We start from the raw sequence: 12,244 nt of genomic DNA, 5'->3' as shown, positions 1-12,244 counted from the left end.
CTGTTTTGGGTGGCCCGGCTCCCACACGACTAGACCGAGGCCAGTACCAGGTGCATGTAACGCTTGAGAATCTCGAGCATTTCTTCGCCAGTCAGGGCCTCGGGCTCGAACAGCAGGCCCTGATATTCCATCCGACTGATAATCGCCGTCAACACTTTGGCATCTTGCTGGGGTTCGCGGGAGCCCAATACCTGGAAAAACTGGCAAGTGCCCTGCAACAGAATCTGCTGATGGGAGCGCACCAGGTCGGCCAGGCGCGGGTTCAACAAGGCCTCCTGGCGAAACGCCTGCTCGGCCATCAGGTACTCGCGACGGTTAAGCAGTTGGCGCAGGACGTAATCAGCGGTCAGCCGCGCAATATCGTCGGCCAGTTGCGAGCGCGACTCGGCGCTGCCATCACCATAAGCCACCATCTCGCGCAGCAAGCCCTCATTGCGCACCCACAACTTGCCCATGAACGCCGCACTGCGCTCCACGTACTGGGCAAAGGTGTCGGTAAGCAGGTCGTCGATATCCTTGAAGTAGTAGGTGGTGGCCGACAACGGCACACCCGCCTCCGCCGCCACCGCCCGATGGCGCACGGCGCGCACGCCGTCGCGCACGACAATGCGCATCGCTGCATCGAGGATGTCTTGCCGACGCTGCTCGCTGCCCTGGCGACTGGCCTTGCGCCCTTGGTACTGAACACTTTCAGCCACGGCGGCAGCAATGCCAGCGGCGCCTTCTTGAGCCATTACGCGCTTCACGAAAGATCGTCCTCTCCTATCAACAGAAGCCTGGCGCCGTTTGCTTGACGTTAGTTCAGGCCCCACAAAAAAGCCGCCTTATAAAAGGCGGCTTGATGATTTACTGCGGTTACGCTTGCGGCCGCATATGCGGGAACAAGATGACATCGCGGATCGACGGTGAGTTGGTGAGCAACATCACCAGACGGTCGATACCGATCCCTTCACCAGCCGTTGGCGGCATGCCGTACTCCAGCGCGCGCACGAAGTCGGCGTCGTAGTGCATGGCTTCGTCGTCACCGGCGTCCTTGTCGGCCACCTGGGCCATGAAACGCTCGGCCTGGTCTTCCGCGTCGTTAAGCTCGGAGTAGGCGTTGGCGATTTCGCGACCACCGATAAACAGCTCGAAACGGTCGGTGACGTTCGGGTTGTCGTCGTTGCGACGGGCCAGCGGCGACACTTCGAACGGGTACTGGGTGATGAAGTGCGGCTGCTCCAGCTTGTGCTCCACCAGCTCTTCGAAAATCATCACCTGCAGCTTGCCCAGGCCTTCGAAGCCCAGGACCTTGGCCCCGGCTTTCTTGGCGATGGCGCGAGCCTTGTCGATGTCGTTCAGGTCGTCAGCGGTCAGCTCAGGGTTGTACTTGAGGATCGAGTCGAACACCGACAGGCGCACGAACGGCTCGCCGAAATGGAACACCTTGTCGCCGTAAGGCACGTCGGTGCTGCCCAGGACCAGTTGCGCCAGCTCGCGGAACAGTTCTTCGGTCAGGTCCATGTTGTCTTCGTAGTCGGCGTAGGCCTGGTAGAACTCCAACATGGTGAATTCCGGGTTGTGACGGGTCGAGACACCTTCGTTACGGAAGTTGCGGTTGATCTCGAACACCTTCTCAAAACCACCCACCACCAGGCGCTTGAGGTACAGCTCCGGCGCGATACGCAGGAACATTTCCAGGTCCAGGGCATTGTGGTGGGTTTCGAACGGCTTGGCTGCGGCGCCGCCCGGGATGGTCTGCAGCATCGGCGTCTCGACTTCGAGGAAGTCACGCGCCATCAGGAAGCTGCGGATGTGCGCGATTACTTGCGAACGCACGCGGAAGGTCTGGCGCACTTCTTCGTTGACGATCAGGTCAACGTAGCGCTGGCGATAGCGCTGCTCGGTGTCGGTCAGGCCGTGGTGCTTGTCCGGCAGCGGGCGCAGCGACTTGGTCAGCAGGCGCACGTTGGTCATTTCGACGTACAGGTCGCCCTTGCCGGAACGGGCCAGGGTGCCTTCGGCGGCAATGATGTCGCCCATGTCCCAGGTTTTCACCGAGGCCAGGGTTTCTTCCGGGAGGGTCTTGCGGTTGACGTAGACCTGGATGCGCCCGGTCATGTCCTGGATCACCATGAACGAGCCACGGTTGAGCATGATGCGACCTGCCACCTTGACCGGGATCGCCGCTTCAGCCAGCTCTTCCTTGGTCTTGTCCGCGTACTGCTTCTGCAAGGCATCGCAGTAGTTTTCGCGGCGGAAGTCATTGGGGAAGGCATTGCCCTTGGCGCGCTCGGCAGCAAGCTTTTCCTTGCGCAGGGCGATCAGGGAGTTTTCTTCCTGTTGCAGGGCCTGGTCGAGTTGTTGGTCGCTCATGTCTTTAAATTTTCCATCACAGGTTCGTTGCCCCCAGGCCTTCGGCCTGGGGATCGCGGGCAAGCCCGCTCCCACAGAGGGTGTTACAGGCCGGACTTCAGGCTCGCTTCCAGGTATTCGTCGATATCGCCGTCGAGTACCTTGTCGCAGTCGCTGCGTTCGATGTTAGTGCGCAGATCCTTGATCCGCGAAGCATCAAGCACATACGAACGGATCTGGTGACCCCAGCCGATATCCGACTTGGTGTCTTCCAGCGCCTGGGAAGCGGCGTTGCGCTTCTGCATTTCCTGCTCGTACAACTTGGCCCGCAGCATTTTCATGGCGGTGTCCTTGTTGGCGTGCTGGGAACGTTCGTTCTGGCAGCTGACCACGGTATTGGTCGGAACGTGGGTGATACGTACGGCCGAGTCAGTGGTGTTTACGTGCTGACCACCGGCACCGGAGGAACGGTAGGTGTCGATCCGCAGGTCGGCCGGGTTGATCTCGATTTCCACCTTGTCGTCGATCTCTGGGGAGACGAAAACGGCGGAGAACGAAGTGTGGCGACGGTTGCCGGAGTCGAACGGACTCTTGCGCACCAGACGGTGTACGCCGATCTCGGTCCGCAGCCAGCCAAAGGCGTATTCACCCTTGATATGCACGGTCGCGCCCTTGATACCGGCGACTTCACCGGCGGACAGCTCCATGATGGTCGCTTCGAAACCGCGTTTGTCAGCCCAGCGCAGGTACATGCGCAGCAGGATGTTGGCCCAGTCCTGGGCTTCGGTGCCACCGGAACCGGCCTGGATATCCAGGTAGGCGTTGTTCGGGTCCATTTCGTGGCTGAACATGCGGCGGAATTCAAGCTTGGCGAGGTTGTCCTCGAGACGGGCCAGCTCGGCGACGACATCGCCCACTGCGCCTTCGTCGTTTTCTTCGACGGCCATGTCCAGCAGGTCGCGGCAATCGCCCAGACCGGTGTTCAACTCGTCGAGGGTGTCGACGATCTGCGCCAGCGCAGCGCGCTCGCGGCCCAGTTCCTGGGCGTATTCAGGTTTGTTCCAGACAGCCGGATCTTCAAGCTCGCGATTGACTTCGGTCAGACGCTCATGCTTTTGATCGTAGTCAAAGATACCCCCGAATAGTTTCGGAGCGCTCGGACAGGTCCTTGATGGTGTTCAGGATCGGGTTGATTTCCATGGCGGGCAGCACTCGTTGGCGAACTTTTGAAAGCCGGCGAGTATAACGGCAAAAGGCTGGAAACGGCAGTCCGCTTGGCCGAAAAGGCCGGGTTTGTGTGATATCTACAGGCCGATAACGATCAAAGTTGGGAGCGGGCTCCCACATTGGGTTGGCGGTGTCCTGCAGGCTATTCGATCCCCACCTGGTTGCGCCCATTATGCTTGGCCAGATACAACCCCTTGTCCGCCGCCGAGATCAATTGCCGGCAATCAGTCCCCAGCAGCGGCGTCATGGTCGCCAGGCCAATGCTGATGGTCAGGCTCGCCCCTTCAGAGGGTGCGATATGCGGGATTTTCAACGCGGCAACAGCCTGGCGCAGTTTCTCCGCCACCAACCGCGCACCGCCCGGCGAGGTGTTGGGCAACACCAGGGCAAACTCCTCGCCCCCGTAGCGCGCCGGCAGGTCCGAAGGACGGCTGCTGGCGTCACGGATGCTCGCCGCCACCTTACGCAGCGCCTCGTCTCCTTCCAGGTGGCCAAAGCTGTCGTTGTAGGTCTTGAAGAAGTCCACGTCGATCATCAACAACGACAACTGGGTCTGGTCCCGCATGGCGCGCCGCCATTCCAGCTCCAGGTATTCGTCGAAATGCCGGCGGTTGGACAGCCCGGTCAAACCGTCGGAGTTCATCAACCGCTGCAGCACCAGGTTGGTGTCCAGCAGTTGTTGCTGGCTGACCCGCAATGCACGGTAGGCCGCATCCCGCTGCAACAGGGTCATGTAGGAGCGCGAGTGGTAGCGGATACGCGCCACCAGTTCGATGTTGTCCGGCAGTTTCACCAGGTAATCATTGGCCCCGGCGGCAAACGCGGCGCTCTTGATCAGCGGGTCTTCCTTGGTCGAGAGCACGATGATCGGGATGTTCTGCGTCGCCGGGTGGTTGCGGTATTCGCGCACCAGGGTCAGGCCGTCCAGCCCGGGCATGACCAGGTCCTGGAGAATCACCGTCGGCTTGATGCGGATCGCCTGGGAGATGGCCTGGTGGGGGTCGGCACAGAAGTGGAAGTCGATATTCTCCTCATGGGCCAGACCGCGTCGCACGGCTTCGCCGATCATCGCCTGGTCGTCCACCAGCAACACCATGGCGGCGTTTTCGTCGGTCTTGAAGTCGTCGAGCTGTAAATCATTCATTTGCGGTCACCTGAATTACTACGTGCAGGCCAGGACAGCGAGTTATATCGGTCATTTTGCGAATACCTCCAGCAATCGTGGCGCAATTCTGTCCAACGGGCGAATCTCAACAGCGGCATCAATCGCCGCCGCCGCTTTGGGCATGCCGTAAACCGCACAGCTCTGCTGATCCTGAGCGATGGTCAGATAGCCCTGCTGACGCATCAATTTGAGTCCCTGGGCTCCGTCACGTCCCATGCCGGTCAGTAATACGCCGACGGCATCGCCGTTCCAATGGCTGGCGACGCTCTCGAAAAACACGTCGATGGACGGCCGATAAATCTCGTTCACGGGTTCCGCCGTGTAGGCCAACGTGCCGTTTTTCAGCAGCCGGATATGATGATTGGTGCCGGCCAGCAATACCACGCCGCTTTGCGGTGGCTCACCTTCGCGTGCCAGGCGCACCGGCAGGCCCGAGGCGCTGCTCAGCCACTCGGCCATGCCGGCGGCGAACACCTGGTCCACATGCTGCACCAGCACAATGGCTGCCGCAAAGTTCCGAGGCAAGCCCTTGAGCAGGGTTTCCAGCGCCGCCGGGCCGCCCGCCGAAGAGCCGATCGCGACCAGGCTCTGGCGCTTGCCCGTCCCCCGCGGATGCACAGGTTCGGCCCGCACCCGGCTGCCCCGCTGGCCGATCAGCCAGCCAATATTGAGGATCTTGCGCAACAGGGGCGCGGCCGCCTCCTTGGCATCGCCAACCCCCAATGCCGGGGTGTCCACCACATCCAGGGCACCATGGCCCATGGCTTCAAACACGCGGCTGACATTCTGCTGGCGATCCACCGTAACGATAACGATAGCGCATGGCGTCTCGGCCATGATCTGCCGGGTGGCCTCGACGCCATCCATCACCGGCATGATCAGGTCCATCAGGATCAGGTCCGGGGTCAGCTCGGCACAGCGCTGCACCGCTTCCAGGCCATTGGTGGCAACCCACACTACTTGATGGGCCGGTTCGAAGCTCAAGGCCCGGCGCAAGGCCTCGACCGCCAGGGGCATGTCATTGACGATGGCGATCTTCATGCCCGGGCGCCTCCAATCAGTTCCACCACCGCATCGAGCAGGGCGTCATCATGGAAACTGGCCTTGGCCAGGTAATAGTCGGCGCCGGCATCCAGGCCGCGCCGCCGGTCTTCTTCACGATCCTTGTAGGACACCACCATCACCGGCAGCGACTGCAGGCGAGTGTCACGGCGTAAAAGTGTGACCAATTCGATACCGTCCATGCGTGGCATATCAATGTCAGTAATCAGCAGGTCGAAGTCTTCGGAACGCAGAGCATTCCAGCCATCCATGCCATCGACGGCGACCGCCACCTCATATCCACGATTAAGTAATAGCTTGCGCTGCAGTTCACGCACGGTAAGCGAGTCATCCACCACCAGGATGCGCTTGCGCGTGGCCTCGACGGTTTGCTGCGCGCGGCGGGCAATGCGTTCCAGGCGGCCGGTGTTGAGCAGCTTGTCCACCGAGCGCAGCATGTCTTCGACATCGACGATCAACACCACCGAGCCGTCATCCAGCAGCGCACCGGCAGAAATGTCCTGCACCTTGCCCAGGCGATCGTCCAGCGGCAGCACCACCAGGGTGCGCTCGCCGATAAACCGCTCTACGGCAATCCCGTACACCGCATCGCGCTCGCGGATTACCACGACCTTGAGGGTATCCTGGCTGGTCTGCCCGGGCGGGCGCTGCAACAACTGGCTGGCCGCGACCAGGCCGACATGCCGGCCTTCGTGCCAGAAATGCTGGCGGCCTTCCAGTTGCACGATTTCGTCGGGTTCCAGGTCGCACATACGCTCGATATGGGCCAGGGGGAAGGCGTAGGCTTCTTCGCCAACCTCCACCACCAGGCTGCGCACCACCGACAAGGTCAGCGGCACTTCCAGATGGAAGCGGCTGCCCTGCCCTGCCGTCTGCTCCAGTACCACCGCACCGCGCAGTTGGCGGACCATGTGTTGCACCGCATCCAGGCCGACACCGCGCCCGGAGACTTCGGTCACCTTGTCGCGCAGGCTGAAGCCCGGCAGGAACAGGAAGGTCAGCAATTCCTCTTCGCTCAGGCGCAAGGCGGTTTCCAGTGGCGACAGATTGCGCTCGACAATACTGTCGCGCAGGCGCGCAAGGTCCACGCCGTTACCGTCATCACTCAATTCCAGTACCAACAGGCCAGCCTGGTGCGAGGCACGCAGGCGGATCAGGCCTTCGGCCGGCTTGCCCGCCAGCAGGCGCTGCTCGGGCATCTCAATGCCGTGATCGACGGCATTGCGCAACAAATGGGTCAGCGGCGCTTCGAGTTTTTCCAGGACATCACGGTCAACCTGAGTCTTCTCGCCTTCGATTTCCAGGCGCACCTGCTTGCCCAGGCTGCGGCCCAGGTCGCGCACCATGCGCGCCTGTCCCGCCAGCACATCGGCAAACGGGCGCATGCGGCACGCCAGCGCGGTGTCATACAACACCTGGGCGCGCTGCCCGGCCTGCCAGCCGAACTCATCCAGTTCGGCGGACTTTTCCGCCAGCAGCAACTGCGCTTCGCTCAACAGGCGGCGGGCATCGGCCAGGGCTTCCTGGGCTTCAAGGCTCAGGTCGACGGTCTTGAGCTGGCCATCCAGGTTGTCCAGGGCCCGGGCGCTATTGCTTTGGATGCGCTTGAGGCGTTGCAGGCTGGACAGGTAAGGCTTGAGCCGCTGGGTTTCCACCAGGGATTTGCTGGACAGGTCCAACAGGCTGTTCAAGCGCTCGGCGGTGACCCGCAACACCCGCTCGCCACCTTCGGTCATACGTTTGTTGTGGCGCGGCGCATCACTGCTGACCGGCGGCGCGACCTCCGGCTCCGGGGGCAATAGCAGCGATTCTTCAAGGGACGGCAGCGGCTGCGCGAGCGGCGCAGCCACGGGCGGCGGCGGCGGCGGTGCAACCACCTTGGCCATGGGTTGCGACGGGTCCAGCAAGCGTTCCATCAGCGCCACATACGCCTGGATATCGGCCGGGCCCACGGTGTTGCCCGGTGTGGCGATGCGCATCAGCAGGTCGGTGCCCTGCAACAACGCGTCGATATGTTCGGGTTGCAGAAACAGCCGGCTTTCCTGGGCGCTGACCAGGCAGTCTTCCATCACGTGAGCCACGCTGACGCCGGCATCGACCCCGACAATCCGCGCCGCGCCTTTGAGCGAATGCGCCGCACGCATGCACGCCTCAAGTTGGTCGGCCTGGGTCGGGTTGCGTTCCAGGGCCAGCAGGCCGGCACTCAGGACCTGGGTCTGGGCATCGGCTTCCAGGCTGAACAGCTCCAGCAGCGAGGCGTCGCGCATCTGGTCGGGGGTCATGACAGGCTCCGGGTCACGGCAGACAGCAGTTGCGTCTCGTCCAGCCAGCGCAGGCTGCGGCCCTTGAACGGCAACACACCCTGGGTGTAGCGCGCACTGGCCTGGGTGCCGGAGGCAGACGCGGCTTTCAGGGTGCGCTCATCAATGGCATGGATGCCATCCACTTCATCCACCGGCACCACTACCGGGCCATCCTGCGCGGCGATGATCAGCATGCGCGGCATGATCCGCCCGCCACTGGCGCCGCCGCTGCTGTCGAGCCCGAGCAGCTCCACCAGGGACAGGCAGGCCACCAGAGCACCGCGCACATTGGCGACCCCGAGCAAGGCCCGCGAGCGCTGGTGGGGCAAGGAATGGATCGGCTGCAGGGGCGCCACTTCCACCAGGCAGCGAGTGGCGATGCCCAGCCATTCCTCGCCCAGGCGGAACATCAGCAAGGACCGGGTGGCCACCTCGTCGTCCGCCTGTGTCGCAGCGCCAGGGTGACGATCCTCTTGCTGCAATGCATAGCGATCCAGCAGGCGAGTGGCCGCTGCCGAATACACCGCACAATTGCGGCAGTGGATATGCTCGGCCAGCAACGGGCAGGATTTATCGCCGTGGATCCCGATGCGGTTCCAGCAATCGTCAATGGCCTGGGTATCGGCGACCGTCAGGTTCAGGCCGGTGTCCGGGGATGCGGAGCTACTCATCGTTTACGCTCACTGTCAGCGGCTCGCTCGCTACGGGCAGCACGGGCTTGCAAGCGCCGCGCCCCCGCCGTATCGCCCTGGGATTCCAGCAGTGCGGCCAGGTGCATCAAGGCCTGCGGATGCTGGGGTTCCAGGTACAAGGCTTTTCGATAATACCCCTGGGCTTCCAGGGCGCTACCCGCCACATCGCTGAGCAGGCCCAGCCAGTAAAACACCTGGGCCGCCGGCGGATGACTCTGCAGGTACAGCTCACAGGCAGCACGGGCCTCAAGGCTCTTGCCTTCATTGGCCAGGGTTGCGATCTGCCCGAGCAGATCGGCAGCATCCGAATGCACTGGCGCAGGCTTGATCGGCGCCACCGGCGCTGCGAATGCACTGAAGGCTCGCGGTTTACTCGCAATCGGCGCTGCGCTGCGTTGCGGCAGCGGCGCCGGTATGGTGGTGAAGACCGGCTCAGGCGGCGCGGCTTCGGCGTGGCGACTGAAGGCAAACGACTGCGGCACACCAATCGAGCGCATGCCCAGGCGCCCCAACAGGCTGCCTTCGGCCGGGCCGATAAACAGCACGCCGTCGACATGGGTCAGGCCCTTGAGCACTTCAAAGACCTGCTTCTGGGTCGGCTGGTCGAAGTAGATCAGCAGGTTGCGGCAGAACACAAAGTCATAAGTCGGCTCATTGGCCAGCAACTGCGGGTCCAGCAGGTTGCCCACTTGCAGGCGCACTTGCTCACGCACCCGGTCGGCGACGCGATAGCCGTCGCTCTCGGCGCTGAAATGCCGCTCACGAAACTCGAGGTCCTGGCCACGGAAGGAGTTCTTGCCATACACCCCGCGCCGCGCGCGCTCCACCGACAATGGGCTGACGTCCATGCCTTGCACCTTGAACTGGTGGGGCGAAAGGCCCGCATCGAGCAGGGCCATGGCGATGGAATAGGGTTCCTCGCCGGTGGAACACGGCAGGCTGAGAATGCGCAAGGCGCGCATATGCTTGATTTCGCCCAGCCGTGTCACCGCCAGCCGCGCCAGGGTGGCAAAGGATTCGGGATAACGGAAAAACCAGGTTTCGGGGACGATCACCGCTTCGATCAGCGCCTGCTGTTCCTCGCTGCTGGTTTGCAGGCGTTGCCAGTACTGATCGGCACTCAGCCCCTGCAACGCCTGGCTGCGCTGGCGCACGGCGCGCTCGATGATGGCTTCGCCCACCGAGGCGACATCCAGGCCGATGCGTTCCTTGAGGAAGTCGAAGAAGCGTTGATCATTGCTCATCACGCCTCCCCAACGGTCAGGTCGGGGGCAAACAGCAAAGCGCAGACCTCGGGGGTCAGCAGGTCGGCGACGCCGATCCACTGCATCAGCCCCCGCTCGTCTTCGCGCACCGGCCCCAGGTAGGGCGCCTGGCGATTGTCCAGGCCGTAGGGCTGGAAGTCCGCCGGGTCGCAGCGCAGGGTGTCAGTGGCCTGTTCGAGGATCAGCCCCAGCCAGCGCGGCTCCAGCCAGGTTTCTGGCCGATAGTTGACCAATACCAGACGCGTACTGGTGCGGGCCTGGGCCGATGTACCAAAGGTCAGGGCGCTGAGGTCGATCACCGGCACCATGTTGCCGCGATGGGCAAAGATCCCGGCGACCCACACCGGCGCATGGGCAATCGGCTTGAGTGGCAGGCGCGGCAGCACCTCGGCCACTTCCGTGGCCTTGAGGGCGTAGCGCTCGCTGCCGATATGAAACACCAGGAACAAGGCTTTTTTGGCTGCTGTCATCGCGCCGCGTTTCGCCGCTGGATCGCTCATCAGACTTTAAAACGCGACACGCCGCTGCGCAGACCCACCGCAACCTGGCTCAGTTCATCAATGGCAAAACTGGCCTGGCGCAGGGACTCCACGGTCTGGCTGCTGGCATCGCCCAATTGCACCAAGGCATGGTTGATCTGCTCGGCCCCCGTGGCCTGGGCCTGCATGCCCTCGTTGACCATCAGCACCCGCGGCGCCAGGGCCTGGACCTGATGGATGATCTGCGACAGTTGCTCGCCGACCTGCTGCACCTCGAACATCCCGCGACGGACCTCTTCGGAGAACTTGTCCATGCCCATCACGCCGGCCGATACCGCCGATTGGATCTCGCGCACCATCTGCTCGATATCGTAGGTGGCCACGGCGGTCTGGTCGGCCAGACGCCGTACTTCGGTGGCGACCACGGCAAAGCCGCGCCCGTACTCACCGGCCTTTTCGGCCTCGATGGCGGCGTTGAGGGACAGCAGGTTGGTCTGGTCGGCCACCTTGACGATGGTCACGACCACCTGGTTGATGTTGCCGGCCTTCTCGTTGAGGATCGCCAGCTTGGCGTTGACCAGATCGGCGGCCCCCATCACCGAGTGCATGGTTTCTTCCATTCGGGCCAGGCCTTGCTGGCCGGAACCGGCGGCCACCGAGGCCTGGTCGGCGGCGGTAGACACTTCGGTCATGGTGCGCACCAGGTCCTTGGACGTGGCGGCAATTTCCCGCGAGGTGGCGCCGATTTCGGTGGTAGTGGCGGCCGTTTCGGTAGCCGTGGCCTGTTGCTGCTTGGAGGTGGCCGCAATCTCGGTCACCGAGGTGGTGACCTGCACCGACGAACGCTGGGCCTGGGATACCAGAGCGGTCAGCTCGGTCATCATGTCATTGAAGCCGGTTTCCACGGCACCGAACTCGTCCTTGCGGTCCAGGTTCAGGCGCTTGCTCAGATCACCGGTGCGCATGGTTTCGAGGATATCGACGATGCGGTTCATCGGCGCCATGATCGCGCGCATCAGCAGCAGCCCGCACAGGCCGGCGGCGAGGATCGCCAGGAGCAGCGACACGCCCATACCGATTTTCGCTGCAGCCACGGCATCATCAATGGCCGCGGTGGCGTTGTCCGCGACTGCTTTGTTCTCGTTGATGATGTCATTGAGCTTCAAGCGCCCGGCGATCCAGGCCGGGGTCAGTCGCTCGTCGAACATCTTGACCGCTTCGGCTTCCTTGTTGGCCGCATGCAGCTCCAGGACCTGGGCAAGTACTTGGTTGTACTTCTGGTGCAGGGCTTCAAAGGTGTCGAACTCAGTACGATCCTGGCCGATATTGACCGTCTTGGCGTAACTGGCCATATGCTGCTCCAGCTGCGCCTCGAACGTCTTGTAATCCTGCCTATCCTCGTCGGAAATGCCCTGGTGCTCGCGCAACCCGATCAATTCCTGGGTCTGCAGGTAGCTGTCGACCCAGGCGCTACGGATCATCGAGCTGAAAAACACCCCCGGTACGGCGTCGTCGCGTACTACGTTTTCGCTCGCTTCGATCTTCAGCAACCGTGAATACGAGACCACAACCATCAGCAGCATGATGGCGATAATCACCGCAAAGCTCGCCAAGATGCGTTGGCGCAAGGTCCAGTTCTTCACAGTAATTCCTCGAAGGCCGATCAAATGCCGGGGAGTATAGCTGAGGCCGTGCCATCATTTATCAATGGGTTGTG

10 protein-coding genes are annotated in these 12,244 nt (G+C 62.6%); all 10 read right to left on the bottom strand.

Annotated features, from left to right (window positions below; all coding sequences use genetic code 11):
• Nucleotides 1-29 precede the first annotated feature (29 nt).
• On the bottom strand, nt 30-746 hold the full coding sequence (locus HU773_RS06500) for a TetR/AcrR family transcriptional regulator (RefSeq protein WP_081044192.1): 717 nt from the start codon (nt 744-746) through the stop codon (nt 30-32).
• Between the two features lie 109 nt (nt 747-855).
• On the bottom strand, nt 856-2,355 hold the full coding sequence (gene lysS, locus HU773_RS06495; protein WP_057441798.1) for a lysine--tRNA ligase: 1,500 nt from the start codon (nt 2,353-2,355) through the stop codon (nt 856-858).
• Between the two features lie 83 nt (nt 2,356-2,438).
• Nucleotides 2,439-3,534 (bottom strand): peptide chain release factor 2 gene (prfB, locus tag HU773_RS06490; RefSeq protein WP_104911704.1). Its coding sequence is split into 2 segments (ribosomal slippage): nt 2,439-3,461 and nt 3,463-3,534, totalling 1,095 coding nucleotides; the frame shifts between segments, so codons are not numbered across the junction.
• A 169-nt stretch (nt 3,535-3,703) separates the two neighbouring features.
• Nucleotides 3,704-4,705, bottom strand: a complete 1,002-nt coding sequence (locus HU773_RS06485) for a diguanylate cyclase (protein ID WP_057441800.1) — start codon at nt 4,703-4,705, stop codon at nt 3,704-3,706.
• A 51-nt stretch (nt 4,706-4,756) separates the two neighbouring features.
• On the bottom strand, nt 4,757-5,767 hold the full coding sequence (locus tag HU773_RS06480; protein WP_120731778.1) for a chemotaxis response regulator protein-glutamate methylesterase: 1,011 nt from the start codon (nt 5,765-5,767) through the stop codon (nt 4,757-4,759).
• A complete protein-coding gene (locus tag HU773_RS06475) occupies nt 5,764-8,070 on the bottom strand; it encodes a hybrid sensor histidine kinase/response regulator (RefSeq protein WP_120731776.1) in 2,307 nt (768 codons plus the stop codon). The genes HU773_RS06480 and HU773_RS06475 overlap by 4 nt, the downstream gene beginning before the upstream one ends.
• Nucleotides 8,067-8,762, bottom strand: a complete 696-nt coding sequence (locus HU773_RS06470; protein ID WP_120731774.1) for a chemotaxis protein CheW — start codon at nt 8,760-8,762, stop codon at nt 8,067-8,069. Before HU773_RS06470 ends, HU773_RS06475 begins: the two co-directional genes overlap by 4 nt.
• Nucleotides 8,759-10,027, bottom strand: a complete 1,269-nt coding sequence (locus tag HU773_RS06465; protein WP_120731772.1) for a CheR family methyltransferase — start codon at nt 10,025-10,027, stop codon at nt 8,759-8,761. The genes HU773_RS06470 and HU773_RS06465 overlap by 4 nt, the downstream gene beginning before the upstream one ends.
• Entirely contained in the window at nt 10,027-10,548 is a 522-nt protein-coding gene (locus HU773_RS06460) for a chemotaxis protein CheW (RefSeq protein ID WP_128593473.1), read from the bottom strand. The genes HU773_RS06465 and HU773_RS06460 overlap by 1 nt, the downstream gene beginning before the upstream one ends.
• Nucleotides 10,548-12,170, bottom strand: coding sequence for a methyl-accepting chemotaxis protein (locus HU773_RS06455; protein WP_057958666.1), 1,623 nt, complete (start codon nt 12,168-12,170; stop codon nt 10,548-10,550). The genes HU773_RS06460 and HU773_RS06455 overlap by 1 nt, the downstream gene beginning before the upstream one ends.
• Between the last annotated feature and the right edge of the window lie 74 nt (nt 12,171-12,244).

The sequence above is a fragment of the Pseudomonas shahriarae genome (assembly GCF_014268455.2).
Lineage (GTDB): Bacteria > Pseudomonadota > Gammaproteobacteria > Pseudomonadales > Pseudomonadaceae > Aquipseudomonas > Aquipseudomonas shahriarae.
Note: the sequence above shows the minus strand (reverse complement) of the source record. Positions and strands in the feature narration are given on the sequence as shown.